16 protein-coding genes and 4 tRNA genes are annotated in these 15,992 nt (G+C 65.0%); 14 read left to right on the top strand and 6 right to left on the bottom strand.

The window, feature by feature from the left end:
- Positions 1 to 7 precede the first annotated feature (7 nt).
- From lepB to nagZ, 7 genes are all read left to right on the top strand, one after another.
- Positions 8 to 901 carry a signal peptidase I gene (gene lepB, locus GEM_RS11875; protein WP_014897648.1) on the top strand — a complete coding sequence of 298 codons (894 nt, stop codon included), beginning with the start codon at positions 8 to 10 and terminating at the stop codon, positions 899 to 901.
- Between the two features lie 153 nt (positions 902 to 1,054).
- Positions 1,055 to 2,281, top strand: a complete 1,227-nt coding sequence (gene rnc, locus GEM_RS30930) for a ribonuclease III (RefSeq protein ID WP_014897647.1) — start codon at positions 1,055 to 1,057, stop codon at positions 2,279 to 2,281.
- Positions 2,282 to 2,341: 60 nt separating this feature from the next.
- On the top strand, positions 2,342 to 3,241 hold the full coding sequence (gene era / locus GEM_RS30925) for a GTPase Era (protein WP_041490532.1): 900 nt from the start codon (positions 2,342 to 2,344) through the stop codon (positions 3,239 to 3,241).
- Positions 3,228 to 4,067: a DNA repair protein RecO gene (gene recO, locus GEM_RS11860; RefSeq protein ID WP_014897645.1), complete on the top strand. Its 840-nt coding sequence runs from the start codon at positions 3,228 to 3,230 to the stop codon at positions 4,065 to 4,067. The genes era and recO overlap by 14 nt, the downstream gene beginning before the upstream one ends.
- Positions 4,064 to 4,840, top strand: a complete 777-nt coding sequence (gene pdxJ / locus GEM_RS11855) for a pyridoxine 5'-phosphate synthase (RefSeq protein ID WP_014897644.1) — start codon at positions 4,064 to 4,066, stop codon at positions 4,838 to 4,840. Before recO ends, pdxJ begins: the two co-directional genes overlap by 4 nt.
- A gap of 69 nt (positions 4,841 to 4,909) precedes the next feature.
- A complete protein-coding gene (gene acpS / locus GEM_RS11850) occupies positions 4,910 to 5,350 on the top strand; it encodes a holo-ACP synthase (protein ID WP_014897643.1) in 441 nt (146 codons plus the stop codon).
- Between the two features lie 16 nt (positions 5,351 to 5,366).
- On the top strand, positions 5,367 to 6,395 hold the full coding sequence (nagZ, locus tag GEM_RS11845) for a beta-N-acetylhexosaminidase (RefSeq protein WP_014897642.1): 1,029 nt from the start codon (positions 5,367 to 5,369) through the stop codon (positions 6,393 to 6,395).
- Between the two features lie 157 nt (positions 6,396 to 6,552).
- Here the strand turns inward: nagZ and GEM_RS11840 are convergent, their stop codons facing one another.
- The 3 genes from GEM_RS11840 to earP form a co-directional block, all read right to left on the bottom strand.
- Complete coding sequence (locus GEM_RS11840; RefSeq protein ID WP_041490531.1) at positions 6,553 to 7,938, bottom strand: sigma-54-dependent transcriptional regulator; 1,386 nt, start codon at positions 7,936 to 7,938, stop codon at positions 6,553 to 6,555.
- A 268-nt stretch (positions 7,939 to 8,206) separates the two neighbouring features.
- Complete coding sequence (efp, locus tag GEM_RS11835; protein ID WP_014897640.1) at positions 8,207 to 8,764, bottom strand: elongation factor P; 558 nt, start codon at positions 8,762 to 8,764, stop codon at positions 8,207 to 8,209.
- Positions 8,765 to 8,901: 137 nt separating this feature from the next.
- A complete protein-coding gene (earP, locus tag GEM_RS11830) occupies positions 8,902 to 10,089 on the bottom strand; it encodes an elongation factor P maturation arginine rhamnosyltransferase EarP (protein ID WP_014897639.1) in 1,188 nt (395 codons plus the stop codon).
- A 76-nt stretch (positions 10,090 to 10,165) separates the two neighbouring features.
- Between earP and uvrC the strand changes: the two genes are divergently transcribed.
- The 6 genes from uvrC (at position 10,166) to GEM_RS11800 (ending at position 13,514) form a co-directional block, all read left to right on the top strand.
- Entirely contained in the window at positions 10,166 to 12,184 is a 2,019-nt protein-coding gene (uvrC, locus tag GEM_RS11825; protein ID WP_014897638.1) for an excinuclease ABC subunit UvrC, read from the top strand.
- Positions 12,185 to 12,277: 93 nt separating this feature from the next.
- The gene (pgsA, locus tag GEM_RS11820; protein WP_006757520.1) at positions 12,278 to 12,865 is read left to right on the top strand and encodes a CDP-diacylglycerol--glycerol-3-phosphate 3-phosphatidyltransferase; all 588 of its coding nucleotides are present in this window, start codon (positions 12,278 to 12,280) and stop codon (positions 12,863 to 12,865) included.
- 142 nt (positions 12,866 to 13,007) lie between these two features.
- Positions 13,008 to 13,083 (top strand) — tRNA-Gly (locus tag GEM_RS11815).
- Positions 13,084 to 13,135: 52 nt separating this feature from the next.
- Positions 13,136 to 13,211, top strand: a tRNA-Gly gene (locus GEM_RS11810).
- 52 nt (positions 13,212 to 13,263) lie between these two features.
- Positions 13,264 to 13,339 (top strand) — tRNA-Gly (locus GEM_RS11805).
- A gap of 101 nt (positions 13,340 to 13,440) precedes the next feature.
- A tRNA-Cys gene (locus GEM_RS11800) sits at positions 13,441 to 13,514 on the top strand.
- A gap of 115 nt (positions 13,515 to 13,629) precedes the next feature.
- Here GEM_RS11800 and pstS read toward each other — a convergent pair.
- The 3 genes from pstS to GEM_RS29885 all read right to left on the bottom strand — a co-directional run bounded on the left by pstS (position 13,630) and on the right by GEM_RS29885 (position 15,375).
- On the bottom strand, positions 13,630 to 14,658 hold the full coding sequence (gene pstS, locus GEM_RS11795; RefSeq protein WP_041490679.1) for a phosphate ABC transporter substrate-binding protein PstS: 1,029 nt from the start codon (positions 14,656 to 14,658) through the stop codon (positions 13,630 to 13,632).
- 127 nt (positions 14,659 to 14,785) lie between these two features.
- Entirely contained in the window at positions 14,786 to 15,064 is a 279-nt protein-coding gene (locus tag GEM_RS11790; RefSeq protein ID WP_014897636.1) for a DUF1488 family protein, read from the bottom strand.
- A 95-nt stretch (positions 15,065 to 15,159) separates the two neighbouring features.
- A complete protein-coding gene (locus GEM_RS29885; RefSeq protein WP_080599393.1) occupies positions 15,160 to 15,375 on the bottom strand; it encodes a hypothetical protein in 216 nt (71 codons plus the stop codon).
- Between the two features lie 203 nt (positions 15,376 to 15,578).
- On the opposite strand from GEM_RS29885, the gene GEM_RS11785 reads away from it, so the two are divergent.
- The gene (locus GEM_RS11785; protein WP_041490530.1) at positions 15,579 to 15,878 is read left to right on the top strand and encodes a hypothetical protein; all 300 of its coding nucleotides are present in this window, start codon (positions 15,579 to 15,581) and stop codon (positions 15,876 to 15,878) included.
- The last annotated feature ends 114 nt before the right edge of the window (positions 15,879 to 15,992 follow it).

Here is a 15,992-nt window from a genome sequence, read left to right as displayed (position 1 = left end):
TCCTTTTATGAATTTTGCGCTGATTCTTTTTGTGCTCGTCGTCTTGACGGGCGTAGCGTGGGTGTTGGACAAGCTGGTGTTCCTGCCGCGGCGACGCAAGGCGGCCGACGTGGCGATCGAGGAGTTCGATCGCCAGCAGTCGCGCGTCGACAAGCGTTTCGCGGACGAAAATGCCGTGCAGACGCGTTCGAAGCTGCGCGACGAAAAGCTGCGCCAGCCGTGGTGGCTCGAGTACACCGCGAGCTTTTTCCCGGTGATCCTGGCGGTGTTCGTCGTGCGTTCGTTTGTCGTCGAGCCGTTCAAGATTCCGTCGGGCTCGATGGTGCCGACGCTGCTGGTCGGCGACTTCATCCTCGTCAACAAGTTCGAATACGGGCTGCGCCTGCCCGTCACGAACACGAAGATCACGCAGGGCAGCCCGCTGTCGCGCGGCGATGTCGTCGTGTTCCGCTATCCGAAGGACGAGTCGGTCGACTACATCAAGCGCGTGATCGGCCTGCCGGGCGACACGGTCGCTTACCAGGACAAGCAGCTGACGATCAACGGCCAGCCGGTGCCCGAAACGCCGCTGCCCGATTTCTTCGACGACGAGCGCCAGAACTACGCGAAGCAGTTCGAGGAAACCATCGGCACGAAGAAGAACGCGATCCTCAACAATCCCGCGGTGCCGCCGTTCGTGATGGGCGCATACGACTATCCGTATCGCGACAATTGCACGTACAACAGCCGCGGCGTGATCTGCAAGGTGCCGCCGGGTCACTACTTCATGATGGGCGACAACCGCGACAACAGTGCGGACAGCCGCTACTGGGGTTTCGTGCCGGACAACAACATCGTTGGCCGCGCGTTCTTCATCTGGATGAACTTCAGCGACCTCAAGCGCATCGGTTCCTTCAACTGATCGCGTTCGACGCGCACGCAATGCGCGACGCACGGGCCGCGTCGCGTATTGCCGAACGACTTTAAGAACCGGCGGTAACACCGCCTCGTCACGCCTTTTCGCGTCCGGACGTGCCGTTTCGGCCCGACCGGCGCTCGCGTTATACTCCTGCACATGCCCCTATCCCAGTTGGAAAGCCGGCTGCGCTACGAATTTCGCAATGCGGAATTGTTGCGCCAGGCTTTGACCCATCGTAGTCACAGTGCCACGCATAACGAACGGCTCGAGTTTCTCGGCGACTCCGTTCTGAATTGCGCGGTGGCCGCCCTTTTGTTCCAGCGTTTCAGCAAGCTGGACGAAGGCGACCTGTCGCGCGTGCGCGCCAACCTCGTCAAGCAGCAGTCGCTGTACGAAATTGCTCAGGCCCTTAATATCTCCGACGGGTTGCGGCTGGGCGAGGGCGAACTGCGCAGCGGCGGCTTCCGCCGCCCGTCGATCCTCGCGGACGCATTCGAAGCCATCATCGGGGCCGTGTTTCTCGATGGCGGCTTCGAAGCCGCCCAAGGGGTCATCAAGCGCCTCTACATCCCGATTCTCGACCACATCGATCCGCGCACGCTCGGCAAGGACGCGAAGACGCTGCTGCAGGAGTACCTGCAGGGGCACAAGATCGCGCTGCCGACCTACACGGTCGTGGCGACGCATGGTGCTGCGCACAATCAGCAGTTCGAGGTCGAATGCACGGTGCCGAAGCTCGACGTGAAGGTGTCGGGCTCCGGCGCGAGCCGGCGTGCGGCCGAGCAGGCTGCCGCGAAGAAGGCCCTCGACGAGGTGCTGGCGGCCGCGCCGATGCTGGCCGCGAAGCCGAAGCGTTCGAAGAATGCGCGCGGGTCGAAGCATGTCGAACCCGAAATCGTGCCGGGCGTGAAGGGTGTGCAGGAAGCGCTCGACCTGCGTTCCCCGGAGCGCAAGGAGCGTGCGGCGGCGCGCGACGCGAAGGCGGCCTCTGCTGCCCCGTCCGACGCCGAGCGGCCAGCTCCGGCGCCGCTGGCCGCGATTCGCGCGGCGCACGTGGAAGCGACGCCGGACAAGGGTGAGCGGGCGGCGAAGCCGGCGTCCGACAAACCATCGGATCGCGGCGAAGCCGGATCGCGCGCCGTGGACAAGCCGGCCGAGCGTACCGACAAGCCCGCGGAGGCCGCACCTCGCGCAGCCGACAAGCCGGCGGGCCATGCAACGGATTCGGCCGCCTCGTCCGCTGAAAAGCCTGCTGCCGGTTCCGACGCCGCCGCACGTGCGGCGCCGCGTGCCCGCGACGCCGCGGCGCCCGACACCGATACGCCGCCGGCCGGCGCGAGCCTCGCTGCCGCCCAGGCGCGCGTGGCCGATGCCGACCACTAAATTGCCCATCGATCGTGCCGCGCGCCGCGCGGCCGGTTCCGAACCTGTCTCCCAAACGATATGAACACTCCCGCTCCTACCGGTTTCCGTTGCGGCATGATCGCGATCGTGGGCCGCCCGAACGTCGGCAAGTCGACGTTGATGAACGCACTCGTCGGCCAGAAGATCAGCATCACGTCGCGCAAGGCGCAGACGACTCGCCATCGCATCACCGGCATCAATACGTTCGACGACGCACAATTCGTGTTCGTCGACACACCGGGCTTCCAGACCCGCCACAGCACCGCGCTGAACCGCTCGCTGAACCGCGCGGTCACGTCGACGCTCACGTCGGTCGACGTGATCCTGTTCGTCATCGAGGCCGGCCGCTTCGGGCCTGACGACCAGAAGGTGCTCGACCTGATCCCGCCCGGCATGCCGACGCTGCTGATCGCGAACAAGATCGACCGCGTGGCCGACAAGGCGACGCTGTTCCCGTTCATGCAGCAGATGAGCGGGCTGCGCGAATTCACCGAACTCGTGCCGCTGTCGGCGCAGCGCCCGGAAGACATCAAGCGCCTGCTGGATACGATCAAGCCGTACCTGCCGGAAGGCGAGCCGATCTACGGCGAGGACGAGCTGACCGACCGAAGCTCGCGCTTCCTCGCGGCCGAAATCCTGCGCGAGAAGGTGTTCCGCTGGACCGGCGACGAACTGCCGTACACGAGCACCGTCCTGATCGACAAGTTCGAGGAGGAAGGGCGCCTGAAGCGCATCTTCGCGACGATCCTCGTCGAACGCGATTCGCACAAGGCGATGGTGATCGGCAAGAAGGGCGAGAAGCTCAAGCAGATCAGCACCGAGGCGCGGATGGACATGGAGAAGCTGTTCGACGGCCCCGTGTATCTCGAGACCTTCGTGAAGGTGAAGAGCGGCTGGGCCGACAACGAGGCGGGGCTGCGCGCCTATGGGTACGAATGACGCGCTGACGTCGACCGAAGACGCGGTGACGGCCGGCGCGAACGACGCGCCGTTGCCGGCACCGCCCGAACCGCCGCGTCGCAAGGCGCGGCGCGCGACGTCTCGCACGTCCGATTTCCGCGTCGCCGAGCAGCCGGCATTCGTGCTGCACAGCTATCCGTACCGGGAAACGAGCCTGATCATCGACGTGCTCACGCGCGATCACGGCCGGCTTGCACTCGTCGCGAAGGGCGCGAAGCGCCCGCACTCCGCGCTGCGCGGCGTGCTGCAGACGTTCCAGCCGCTGCTGCTGTCCTGGTCGGGCAAATCCGAAGTGCGCACGCTGACGGGTGCCGAGTGGGTGGGCGGGATGCTGCCGCTCGGCGGCGACGGGCTGCTGTGCGGCTTCTACGCGAACGAACTGCTCGTGAAATTCTGCGCGCGCGAGGATCCTCAGCCGCCGCTCTTCAATCATTACGTGTTGACCCTCACGCGCCTCGCGCACGGCGAACCGGCAGTGCAGGTGCTGCGCTCGTTCGAGCGCGTGCTGCTGCGCGAGACCGGCTATGCGATGGCGCTGAACCGCACGGTCGCCCGGCGCGCGGTCGAACCCGATCGCCGCTATGTGTTCGATCCCGAGCGCGGCGTGCGCAATGCGGACGACGACGTGCCGTCGCACTGGCCGGTGATTACCGGACAGACGTTGCTCGACATGGAGCAGGACGATTACCATCGAGCCCAGACGGTCGCGCAAAGCAAGACGCTGATGCGCTTCCTGTTGAACACCTATCTCGGCGGCACGCCGCTTGCCACGCGTCAGATCCTGATCGACCTGCAAAACCTATGAGCTTCTTCCTGACAACGCCCACCGTCATCGACCTCGGTGTGAACATCGACCACGTCGCGACGCTGCGCAACGCGCGCGGCACGAGCTATCCCGATCCGATTCGCGCGGCGCTCGCCGCCGAAGAGGCCGGGGCGGACGCGATCACGCTGCACCTGCGCGAGGACCGCCGCCACATCGTCGATGCGGACGTGCGCAAGCTGCGCCCGTTGCTGAAGACGCGGATGAACCTCGAGTGCGCGGTCACGGCCGAGATGCTCGACATCGCATGCGAAGTGCGCCCGCACGACGCGTGCCTCGTGCCCGAGAAGCGCGAGGAGCTGACGACCGAAGGCGGTCTCGACGTTGCCGGCCGCTTCGAGGCCGTGCGCGCGGCGTGCAAGCAGCTGGCCGACGCCGGCGTGCGCGTGTCGCTGTTCATCGATCCGGACGAGACGCAGATCCGCGCCGCGCACGAAGCCGGCGCGCCGGTGGTCGAGCTGCATACCGGCCGTTACGCCGATGCGCACGACGAAGCCGAGCAGCAGCGCGAATACGAGCGCGTCGTCGCGGGCGTGCAGGCCGGTGCGCAACTGGGCCTGAAGGTCAACGCCGGTCACGGTCTGCATTACACGAACGTGCAGCCGATCGCCGCGATCGACGGTATCGTCGAACTGAACATCGGCCACGCGATCGTCGCGCACGCGATCTTCGCGGGCTGGGACAACGCGGTGCGCGAGATGAAGGCGATCATGGTCGCGGCGCGTGTCGCCGCGCTGCACGGCGGCGTGCGCTGACGATGCATTCCGTGCGCGCGCGCTTCGCTCGTCTCCCGGCATCGTCTGCGCATCGCGGCGGGCGCTGACATGGCGATCTACGGTATCGGCACCGACATCGTCCAGGTGAGCCGCATCGCGGCCGTGCTCGAGCGCACGGGCGGCCGGTTTGCCGAGAAGGTGCTGGGCCCCGACGAACTGCGCGTGTTCCATGCGCGCCGCGCGCGCTCGGAGGCACGCGGCATCGCGTTTCTCGCGACGCGCTTTTCCGCGAAGGAAGCGTTCTCGAAGGCGATCGGGCTCGGCATGCACTGGCCGATGACCTGGCGCGCGCTGCAGACCCTCAATCAGCGCAGCGGCGAGCCGTACGTCGTCGCGTCGGGCGAACTGGCCGACTGGCTCACCGCGCGCGGCATCACGGCACGCGTGACGGTCAGCGACGAACGCGACTACGCGGTGTCGTTCGTGATCGCCGAGACCGACGCCGCGCCGCCGCCTGCGCCCGCACTTGTTTCCCGAACCACTCCCTGACGGAATTCCCGATTCGATGAAAACGACTCCCGGCCCGGTCATGCTCGACGTCGTCGGCACGGCCCTGTCGCGCGACGATGCGCGGCGCCTTGCGCATCCGAACACCGGCGGCGTGATCCTGTTCGCGCGGCATTTCCAGAACCGCGCGCAGCTGACCGCGCTGACCGACTCGATCCGCGCGGTGCGCGAGGACATCCTGATCGCCGTCGATCACGAAGGCGGCCGCGTGCAGCGGTTCCGCACCGATGGTTTCACCGTGCTGCCCGCGATGCGCCGCCTCGGCGAACTGTGGGACCGCGACGTGCTGCTCGCGACGGAGGTCGCGACCGCGGTCGGCTACATCCTCGCTGCCGAACTGCGCGCATGCGGGATCGACATGAGTTTTACGCCGGTGCTCGACCTCGACTACGGACACTCGAAGGTGATCGGCGATCGCGCGTTTCATCGCGACCCGCGCGTCGTCACGCTGCTCGCGAAGAGCCTGAACCACGGGCTGGCGCTCGCGGGCATGGCGAACTGCGGCAAGCACTTCCCGGGGCACGGTTTCGCGGAGGCCGATTCGCACGTCGCGCTGCCGACCGACGACCGGCCGCTCGACACGATCCTCAAGCAGGACGTCGCGCCGTACGACTGGCTCGGCTTGTCGTTGTCCGCCGTGATTCCCGCGCACGTGATCTACACGCAGGTCGACCAGCGGCCGGCCGGCTTCTCGCGCGTGTGGCTGCAGGACATCCTGCGCGGGCAACTCGGCTTCACGGGGGCGATCTTCAGTGACGACCTGTCGATGGAGGCGGCGCGCGAAGGCGGCACGCTCACGCAGGCGGCCGACGCGGCGCTCGCCGCGGGCTGCGACATGGTGCTCGTCTGCAACCAGCCGGAAGCGGCCGAGGTCGTGCTGAACGGGCTGAAGGCGCATGCGTCGGTCGAGTCGGTGCGACGCATCAAGCGGATGCGGGCGCGTGGCAAGGCGCTGAAGTGGGACAAGCTGATCGCGCAGCCCGAGTATGTGCGTGCGCAAGCGCTGTTGAGCAGCGCACTGGCGTAACCGGGGAGGGCGGCGCGATATCGCGCCATGCCGGTTGCCGAAAACGAAAAGCCGCGCTCTTGCGCGGCTTTTTTCATGGCGGCGGGACGCGCGACGCGACGTGTCTTATGCAACTAACCGTCAAGCCCGGGCAGCGCCCCCGACAAGCGCCGCCCGCTCAGTTGACCTTCATTCGCTGCAACTTGTTGTACAGGGTCTTGGGGCTGATGCCGAGCAGCGTCGCTGCGCGATGGCGCGTGCCGCCGACCGCGTCGAGCGTCGCGCGGATCAGCAGATCCTCGACGTCGGCCAGCGGGGTACCGACCTTGATCTGCACGCTGCTGCCGTTCAGCGCGGCGCCGGCCGCGAAGCTTGCTTCGCCCGCGCGCAGCGTCTCGATGAAATCGCCGGACGCGTCGTAGGCGAAGCGCACGCGCTCCTGCAGTTCGCGCACGTTGCCGGGCCACTCGTAGGACAGGCATTCACGCACGAAGCCCGGCGCCGTGCGCTTGTCGGTCGTGCTGCGGCCGGTAGCGCGTGCTTCGCGATTCAGTTCGTCGATCAATGCGTCCGCGATGGCGAGCGCGTCGCCGTCACGCTCGCGTAGCGGCGGCATCGTGATCGAAGCCGCATCGAGGCGCAGCCACAGATCCTCGCGCAGCATGCCGCTCGCGACTGCTTCGCGCGCTGGGCGGCGGGTGGTCGCGATCAGCCGGAAGTCGCTCGCGATCGAGCTCGTGCCGCCGATGCGCATGAAGTTCTGCGAGTCGAGCGCATGCAGCAGCGCCTCCTGCAGCACGAGCGGCAGCGCGGTGATCTCGTCGAGGAACAGCGTGCCGCCGCCGGCCTGTTCGAACAGGCCCGATTCGCGCCGCTCGGCGCCGTCGAACGCGCCGCGTTCATGGCCGAACAGTACGCTGTCGAGCGATGCGCCGTGACGGCCGGCCTGCGCGATCGTGCGGCAGTCGAACGACACGAACGGCCCCTTGCGGCGGCGGCTCAGGTCGTGCAGCGTGCGTGCGGCCAGCTTCTTGCCGGTGCCGGCTTCGCCCGCGAACAGCACGGCCGTTTCGGTGCGTGCGTTGTGCTCGATCATGTCGTACACGTGCTGCATTGCCTCGCTGCGACCGACCAGCGCGCCGAAGCGGCCGAGGTGGCGCAGCGACGCGCGCAGCGCCTGCACTTCGTCGATCAGTTCGTAGGGGCGCGGAATCCGGGCCAGCAGGCTGCGCAGGCGCGGAATGTTGATCGGCTTCAGCAGGTAGTCCCAGATGCCGTGACGCAGGCCTTCGATCGCGCTCTCGACCGTCGCATTGCCCGTCAGTACGATCACCGGCAGCGAGCCGTTCGGCTGTTGCTGCGGCAGGTGCTGGAGCAGATCGAATCCGCTGCCGTCCGGCAGGTTCAGATCGACGAGGACGACATCGGGAATCGAGCGGCCGAGTGCCGTGCGCGCTTCGGCGAGCGACGTGGCCGTGTCGACCGAGAAGCCATCTGCGGCAAGCAGCGCGGTGAGGCCGGACAGACTGTTGGGATCGTCTTCGACAATCAGGGCGTGTGGCATGGTGAACGCGAGTCGAGTGAGAGGCGGGCTGTCGGCCATCGAGCCGGCCGCAGCCGCATGTCAGATTAAAAACTGATTTTATGCCCCGCTGAACGCGTAACGTGCATTATTTCGCCAGCGCTGTAAAACAGTTACCGATGATACAAATTGAATATCTTTACCGGTGGATTTTGTGCTGCATATGGCGGCAGCGCGCGACCGCTGTTGGCGCCGGGCAAACAAAAAGCGCCCCGAAGGGCGCTTTGTTCGATGCGAAAGTCGCAGACGATTACGCGCGGCTGCGGTATTCGTTCGTGCGCGTATCGATTTCGATCTTGTCGCCGGTATTGCAGAAGAGCGGCACTTGCAGTTCGAAGCCCGTCGCGAGCTTCGCGTTCTTCAGCACCTTGCCCGACGACGTGTCGCCCTTGACGGCCGGTTCCGTGTAGGTGATCTCGCGAACCAGGACCGTCGGCAGTTCGACCGAGATCGCCTTCTCGTTGTAGAACACGACTTCGCAAGCCATGCCGTCTTCGAGGTAGTTCAGCGCTTCACCCATCATTTCCGCTTCGACTTCGTACTGGTTGTAGTCGGCGTCCATGAACACGTACATCGGGTCGGCGAAGTACGAGTACGTCACTTCCTTGCGGTCGAGCATGACGACTTCGAACTTGTCGTCAGCCTTGTAGACCGATTCCTGGCCTGCGTTCGACAGCAGGTTCTTCATCTTCATCTTGACGACGGCGGAGTTGCGGCCCGACTTGTTGTATTCCGCCTTTGCGATGACCCATGCTTCGCTGCCGATCTGCACGACGTTGCCTACGCGGAGTTCCTGTGCGGTCTTCATAAAAACTGTCCTGATCCAATCAAATAAATAGGTGCCTGAGCGTTGCGCAACGGCTGACGGCGCAAGCGAGGGTGCGTTCCGGTGGGCGCCCAAAGCTCAAACGCGTGCGCTTGCGTGGTCAGCCGTCGGATAACCGCTTATTTTAACTGAGATTTTGCGTATTCCGCCAGCTTTCCGGCGAGATCGCCGACGCTCGCCAGCGCGTCGGCCCAGCGGGCCGCGTTGGTGTCCAGCACGGCACGATGTTGCAGCAAATCGGCCCAGTCGGGCGTGCCGGCGCCGTTCCACGCATGCCAGAAGCGCTCGAGCGCCGCGCGCGGCGCGTCGGCGAGGCCGGCCGACAGGTGTGCGAGCGCGGCATCGAGCTTCGGCAGGTGCGCATCGTCGGCCTGCGGGTAGATGTGCCACACGAACGGCTTGCGCGCCCATTGCGCGCGGACGAACGAATCCTCGCCGCGCACGAAGTTGACGTCGGCCACCCACAGCAGCGCGTCATAGTCGGCCTGCGGGACGAACGCGAGCCCGTATGCGGTCAGGTTGCCGCTGCGCGCGCGTGCGCCGGCATCGAAAGATTCGACCCCGAAAAAGCGGGCAAGCGCGGGCGACACGCGGCCCGCCGGCACGAGCGCGACGATGGGCGACGGGCTGTCGCGCCACTGCGCGAGCAGTGCGTCGACGGCCGGGTTTCCATACGCGAACAGGCTGACGATCGTCGTGCCGGGCGCCGGCGGCATGTCGCCGGTCGCACGCTGCCACCAGGCGGCGCGCGCCGCCGCGTCGGCTTCGAACGCCGTGCGGCGCGCGTCGAGGTCGCGCTCCTTCAGCACGCCGCCCGTGCCGGCCGACAGTCCCGGGAAGAAGAACGTCTTCAGCAGCGGGTAGCGCGGATGCGGCGACGGGCGCAAATGGAAATCGGCGACCCAGTCCTCGGCACTCAGGTATTCGAGATTGATCCAGACGGGGCGGCGCGCGCGCTGCGCCATCGCCGCGAGGTACGCGCCAGGCAGCTCGCACGCGAACGCCTCGATCACGACATCGGCGATCTCCAGCGCATCGCCGACTTCCGCATGCCAGTGTTCGACCACGATGCCGTCGAGTGTCTGCCGGCCGGCATCGGGATCGACCCCCGGCAGCAGCCGCGTGAAGGTGTGCAGGTCGTCGACGAACAGGCGTACCTGCCAGCCGTGCTCGTGCGCGAGCTGGCGGGCGAGGCGCCAGCACACGCCGATGTCGCCGAAGTTGTCGATCACGGTGCAGAAGAGGTCGCAGGCGATGGGTTCGTCGGGCGCGAGCGGCGCAGGGGAGGTGGGGGCGGTGCGGGGCATCGAAGCGGGCCGGTGAATGCTCTAAACTGGCGATTCTAATGGACCCGTTCCGCGCCACAAGGCACCCGGATCACGCATGACATCCCCAGAAGCCGCCGACACCCCGTTCGAACCGAAGAAGATCCTTGCCCAGTTGCCGCACATGCCGGGCGTCTACCGTTACTACGACGTGGCGGGCGCCGTGCTTTACGTCGGCAAGGCGCGCGACCTGAAGAAGCGCGTATCGAGCTATTTCACGAAGACGCAGCTGTCGCCGCGCATCGCGATGATGGTCACGCGCATCGCGCGCATCGAGACGACCGTCACGCGCTCGGAGGCCGAGGCGCTGCTGCTCGAGAACAACCTGATCAAGGCGCTCGCGCCGCGCTACAACATCCTGTTTCGCGACGACAAGTCGTATCCGTACCTGAAGCTCACCGCGCACCGCTTCCCGCGCATGGCTTACTACCGCGGCTCGGTCGACAAGCAGAACCAGTATTTCGGCCCGTTCCCGAGCGCGTGGGCCGTGCGCGAGAGCATCCAGATCCTGCAGCGCGTGTTCCAGTTGCGCACCTGCGAGGACTCGGTCTTCAACAACCGCACGCGGCCGTGCCTGCTGCACCAGATCGGGCGCTGCACGGCGCCGTGCGTCGGCGCGATATCCGAGGACGACTACGCGATCGACGTGTCGAACGCCGCGCGCTTCCTGCTTGGCCGGCAGTCGGAAGTGATGAACGAGCTCGAGCAGAAGATGCACGCGTTCGCGGCCGAGCTGAAGTTCGAGCAGGCGGCCGCCGTGCGCAACCAGATGAGCTCGCTCGCGACGGTGCTGCACCAGCAGGCGATCGAGGTCGGCAGCGACAGCGACGTCGACATCCTGGCGGTCGTTGCGCAGGGTGGGCGCGTGTGCGTGAACCTCGCGATGGTGCGTGGCGGCCGGCATCTCGGCGACAAGGCGTATTTCCCGACGCACGTCGAAAGCGCGCTGACACTTGCCGAAGGTGGTCTCGGGGACGAGGCCGAGGCGCCGGACACCGCCGCGGTGCAGCCCGACCAGCCAGCAGGAGACGGTGCCGGCGCGCGCGATGCGGGGGCGTCGGTGGAGGCCGAGGTGCTCGATGCGTTCATCGCGCAGCACTATCTCGGCAACCGCGTGCCGCCCGTGCTGGTCGTGAGCCATGCGCCCGCGAGCCGCGACCTGCTCGAGCTGCTGTCCGAACAGGCCGGCCACAAGGTGTCGCTGGTGCGGCAGCCGCAAGGACAGCGGCGTGCGTGGTTGTCGATGGCCGAGCAGAATGCACAGCTCGCGCTCGCGCGGTTGCTGTCCGAGCAGGGTTCGCAGCAGGCGCGCACACGCGCGCTCGCGGAGACGCTCAGCTTCGAATGCGACGATCTGGCGACGCTGCGGATCGAGTGCTTCGACATCAGCCATACGATGGGCGAGGCGACGCAGGCGTCGTGCGTCGTCTACCACCATCACAAGATGCAGTCGGGCGAGTACCGTCGCTACAACATCACCGGCATCACGCCGGGCGACGATTACGCGGCCATGCGGCAGGTGCTCACGCGCCGTTACGAGAAGATGGTCGAGCAGGCCGCGCAGGCGGCGGCCGCCGACGACGCAGCCGGCATCGACGGCGAATCGACGAGGCAGGCCGAGGCGTCGAGCCTGCTGCCGAACATCGTGCTGATCGACGGCGGCAAGGGCCAGGTCGAGATCGCCCGCCAGGTGTTTACCGAGCTCGGGCTCGACACGTCGATGCTGGTTGGCGTCGCGAAGGGCGAGGGGCGCAAGGTCGGCCTCGAGACGCTCGTGTTCGCGGACGGCCGCACGCCGCTCGAACTCGGCAAGGAGAGCGCCGCGCTGATGCTCGTCGCGCAGATCCGCGACGAGGCGCACCGCTTCGCGATCACCGGGATGCGCGCGAAGCGGGCGAAGGCGCGCCAGACCTCGCGGCTCGAGGAGCTCGAAGGGGTTGGCGCGAAGCGCCGGCAGCGGCTGCTCGCGCGGTTCGGTGGGCTGCGCGGCGTCGTCGCTGCCAGTGTCGAGGAACTCGCGAGCGTCGACGGCATCTCGCATGCGCTCGCCGAGCAGATCTACAAGCAGCTTCACTGACGCGGCCGTGCGACCGGCTGCCCGCGTTCTCGCGTTCTTGTGGCAGGCCGGTCGACACGGCACAATTGCGAATCCTTTACTGACCCGCATGCCATGCCGTTCAATTTCCCGATTTTCCTGACGTGGGTACGGATCGTGCTGATCCCGCTCGTCGTCGGCGTGTTCTATCTGCCGGACACGGTGATGGGCGGCGCGCACCGCAATCTCGCGGCAGCGGCGATCTTCATTCTCGCCGCGCTGACGGACTGGTTCGACGGGTTTCTCGCCCGCAAGTGGAACCAGACGTCGTCGTTCGGCGCATTCCTCGATCCGGTCGCGGACAAGCTGATGGTGACGGCCGCGCTGCTGATCCTCGTGCAGATTTCGCGGGTCGACGCGGCGATCGCGCTCGTGATCGTTGGCCGCGAGATCGCGATCTCGGCGTTGCGCGAATGGATGGCACAGATCGGTGCATCGAAGAGCGTCGCGGTGAACCAGCTCGGCAAGTTCAAGACCGCGTGCCAGATGGTCGCGATCCCGATGCTGCTGTATTACGGCCCGCTGCCGCTCGGCATCGCGACGATCGACACGCGCGTGTGGGGCGAGTGGCTGATGTATCTCGCGGCGGTGCTGACGATCTGGTCGATGCTGTACTACATGAAGCTCGCATGGCCGCAGATTCGCGAGCGCGGCGGCGCGTGATGCACGTCGCGACTCGGTCGCGCAGATTTTTGGAAAAAGGGCTGGAAAAGCCCTTGACATACGAATGTGCCTTCGACATAATCTCGCTTCTCCGCTGCACGACGAACGAAGCAGGTGCGACGGGGAAGCAGTAGCGCAATACGCGGGAGTAGCTCAGTTGGTAGAGCGCAACCTTGCCAAGGTTGAGGTCGCGAGTTCGAGACTCGTCTCCCGCTCCAGATTTTTCTGGCAGCGTGTGGTACGGCAAAGCGCTGCAGATGCAGGACCCATGCGGGAGTAGCTCAGTTGGTAGAGCGCAACCTTGCCAAGGTTGAGGTCGCGAGTTCGAGACTCGTCTCCCGCTCCAGATTTTTTCTGGCAGCGTGTGGTACGGCAAAGCGCTGCAGGTGCAGGACAATGCGGGAGTAGCTCAGTTGGTAGAGCGCAACCTTGCCAAGGTTGAGGTCGCGAGTTCGAGACTCGTCTCCCGCTCCAGGTAATGGGGAAGCCACGCTTCCCTTTTTATTTGATGGACCTCCGGTCCTCGAATAAAAAATCTGTCGCTTGCCTCCATGGCATCCGGACAGTCCGCTTTTGGCGCGATAGCAAAGCGGTTATGCAGCGGCCTGCAAAGCCGTTTAGACCGGTTCGACTCCGGTTCGCGCCTCCAGGTAGCACGAGAAAAAGCCCCGCTTCGGCGGGGCTTTTCTTTTTCTACTCTCCATTCTGCTTCCGGAGAAAGCCGTCTGGCGTGCTGCAGAGTCGCCTCAAACCACCCGGCGCACTCAATCGACCAGCGCTTTACCGGAGGTGTCCTTGATTTTCGCTTTCCACTGCTTGCGGATTTCGGACACGACTGGATCGGGAAGCGAGATGTAGTCGAGATTCGTGGCGGCCTGATTGCCATTTTTGAACGCCCAGTCGAAGAACTTCAGCGTTTCCGCACCCTGCGCCGGCCTCTCCTGTTTCGCGTGCAGCAGCACGAAGGTCGCGCCGACGACCGGCCATGCTTCCTTGCCCGGCTGGTTCGTCAGGATCTGGTAGAACGATTTCGACCAGTTCGCGCTCGCGGCAGCAGCCTTGAACGTTTCGGTCTTCGGCTCGACCACCGTGCCCGTCGAGTTCTTCAGCGCCGTGTAGATCATGTTGTTCTTCTTCGCGTACGCCCACTCGACGTAGCCGATCGCGCCCGGCAGGCGCTGCACGAAGGCTGCGACGCCGTCGTTGCCCTTGCCGCCCGTGCCCGTCGGCCAGTTGACCGTCGTGCCTTCGCCGATCTTCGACTTCCACTCGTCGTTGACCTTCGACAGGTAGTTCGTCCAGATGAAGCTGGTGCCCGAACCGTCAGCGCGGCGAACGACCGCGATGTCCGTATCCGGTAGCTTGACCTTCGGGTTCAGCGCGGCGATCGCCGGGGCGTTCCACTTCTTGATCTTGCCGAGGTAAATGTCGCCGAGCACCGGGCCCGACAGCGTCAGTTCACCGGCCTTTACGCCCGGCACGTTGACGACCGGCACCACGCCGCCGACCACCGTCGGGAACTGGAACAGGCCTTCCTTCGCGAGCTCTTCATCCTTCAGCGGAGCGTCCGAGCCGGCAAAATCGACCGTCTTCGCCTTGATCTGCTTCAGGCCGCCCGACGAGCCGATACCTTGGTAGTTCACCTTCGCGCCGCCGGACTGCTGATAGTCAGCGGCCCATTTCGTATAGATCGGCATCGCGAACGTGCTGCCTGCGCCCGTGACATCGGCAGCTTGAGCGGCGACGGCAACAAGGGCCAGCGCGCAGGGAACCAAGATCCGCATGTTCAGCATGTTCGGCATGTTCATGTGACGCCTCCTGTCCCCTGTCGATATACCGGTTAACACGCTACTGCCGGCTTGTGTGCATTTCGTGACGTGCGACGACGTATTTGTGCCGCTGCTGGTCGGGTCGCAGCGGTCAGATGTCCAGGAAGTCAGACTTGTCGAGCTGGATGTGGCGGCCGTCGTTCGGCAACGTACGGCGATTCACCGCGCCAGTGATCCTGTCGCGATTGCTTTCGAATGCTACGAGCAACTGTTCGGGAGTCGTCGACTCTGCGCCGAGCTTTTCTCGAATGACGTCCACCGGGAGCCTGATCGCAACATACCCCCAGCCGGGGCCATAGGCAGAAAACGACAGGCTCAGATCGTTGCAGACGACCGGGTGTGTCAGGCAAGTAGTAGCGGGGTCAGTCATGGTGCGTGAAGAGTGGTCTCGTATCGAAAGGTGCTAGGAGTATTGCATCCTGATGCGAAAACTCAAGGAGACTGTACTTCCCCAATACGCCAAGTTCAGGTTCCGTGACTGATCACCAGGGTGCTCAGCGCTCGATTGCCGTCGCGTTGGGCAGTGTCTTCAGTGGAAAAGGCGTGCTCGCTGAATGCGATCAGTTTGAAGCCGGATCCCATGGAGCGAGGAATGGTGATACCCCAATGCCAACCTCCATCTTGTTCGAATACATGGAGGGCGGGGGGCGCTTGGCTCAGCGTCGATGAGGATGTCGTCATGGCGTGCTCTCCCGTCACGGGGGGGACTGAAGGGCGATTACTTTGAAGATGAAAATTCAGCTTACTGGCATCCATGTTGCGATGCAATATCGGGGTTGTTACGAAAAGAACGATGTGCCGAGCATCACAATTTTGAAATATTGATGTGCACTTGAGGGCTGACTGGCATATTGATAGGACGATTGTGATTGTCCGGGGGTTGCATGGATGGCAGTTCGCTTGTGTGGGTCGGCGTGCCGCATAACAGTGATGGCGTGGTGTTTCAGCTTCGCGTGGGGCCCGGACTTCAGCGCTTTCATATTGCGAGGATGGTTCTTGAAAAGGTGCTTGATCTAGGGCGATTGGCATCCGACGCGCGACAACTCGAGTGCTTTTATGAAAACCTGGACCCGATCCTGGGCGTTGCCCGGCAGACGCGCTCGAGTGCCAAGGCGGATACTGTTCGCCTGAATATTTCCGATTTCGTTCGATTGGTCACGATACGGACCGGGCAGGATTCCTGAGCCGTGATGCGGTCGCATGTCGCCCTCAAATGCAAAAGCCCGATGCGGTGCATCGGGCGTTTTAGCGGGCAACAATTGTCACCCTATGTCACGACTTGATGGGTTCTTCACCGG

The organism is Burkholderia cepacia GG4 (assembly GCF_000292915.1).
In the GTDB taxonomy this organism is placed as follows: Bacteria; Pseudomonadota; Gammaproteobacteria; order Burkholderiales; family Burkholderiaceae; genus Burkholderia; species Burkholderia cepacia_D.
The sequence above is the reverse complement of the archived record's forward strand: the minus strand, read 5'-3'. Positions and strand labels throughout refer to the sequence as shown.

Excerpts from the sequence above, each read along its gene's own strand:
- pstS (WP_041490679.1), bottom strand. The coding sequence starts at position 14,658 with ATGCTGAACATGCGGATCTTGGTTCCCTGCGCGCTGGCCCTTGTTGCC.
- nagZ (WP_014897642.1), top strand. The coding sequence starts at position 5,367 with ATGAAAACGACTCCCGGCCCGGTCATGCTCGACGTCGTCGGCACGGCC.
- GEM_RS11785 (WP_041490530.1), top strand. The coding sequence starts at position 15,579 with ATGGATGGCAGTTCGCTTGTGTGGGTCGGCGTGCCGCATAACAGTGAT.
- uvrC (WP_014897638.1), top strand. The coding sequence starts at position 10,166 with ATGACATCCCCAGAAGCCGCCGACACCCCGTTCGAACCGAAGAAGATC.
- lepB (WP_014897648.1), top strand. The coding sequence starts at position 8 with ATGAATTTTGCGCTGATTCTTTTTGTGCTCGTCGTCTTGACGGGCGTA.
- GEM_RS29885 (WP_080599393.1), bottom strand. The coding sequence starts at position 15,375 with ATGACGACATCCTCATCGACGCTGAGCCAAGCGCCCCCCGCCCTCCAT.
- GEM_RS11840 (WP_041490531.1), bottom strand. The coding sequence starts at position 7,938 with ATGCCACACGCCCTGATTGTCGAAGACGATCCCAACAGTCTGTCCGGC.
- efp (WP_014897640.1), bottom strand. The coding sequence starts at position 8,764 with ATGAAGACCGCACAGGAACTCCGCGTAGGCAACGTCGTGCAGATCGGC.
- recO (WP_014897645.1), top strand. The coding sequence starts at position 3,228 with ATGGGTACGAATGACGCGCTGACGTCGACCGAAGACGCGGTGACGGCC.
- pgsA (WP_006757520.1), top strand. The coding sequence starts at position 12,278 with ATGCCGTTCAATTTCCCGATTTTCCTGACGTGGGTACGGATCGTGCTG.
- rnc (WP_014897647.1), top strand. The coding sequence starts at position 1,055 with ATGCCCCTATCCCAGTTGGAAAGCCGGCTGCGCTACGAATTTCGCAAT.
- era (WP_041490532.1), top strand. The coding sequence starts at position 2,342 with ATGAACACTCCCGCTCCTACCGGTTTCCGTTGCGGCATGATCGCGATC.
- pdxJ (WP_014897644.1), top strand. The coding sequence starts at position 4,064 with ATGAGCTTCTTCCTGACAACGCCCACCGTCATCGACCTCGGTGTGAAC.
- GEM_RS11790 (WP_014897636.1), bottom strand. The coding sequence starts at position 15,064 with ATGACTGACCCCGCTACTACTTGCCTGACACACCCGGTCGTCTGCAAC.
- earP (WP_014897639.1), bottom strand. The coding sequence starts at position 10,089 with ATGCCCCGCACCGCCCCCACCTCCCCTGCGCCGCTCGCGCCCGACGAA.
- acpS (WP_014897643.1), top strand. The coding sequence starts at position 4,910 with ATGGCGATCTACGGTATCGGCACCGACATCGTCCAGGTGAGCCGCATC.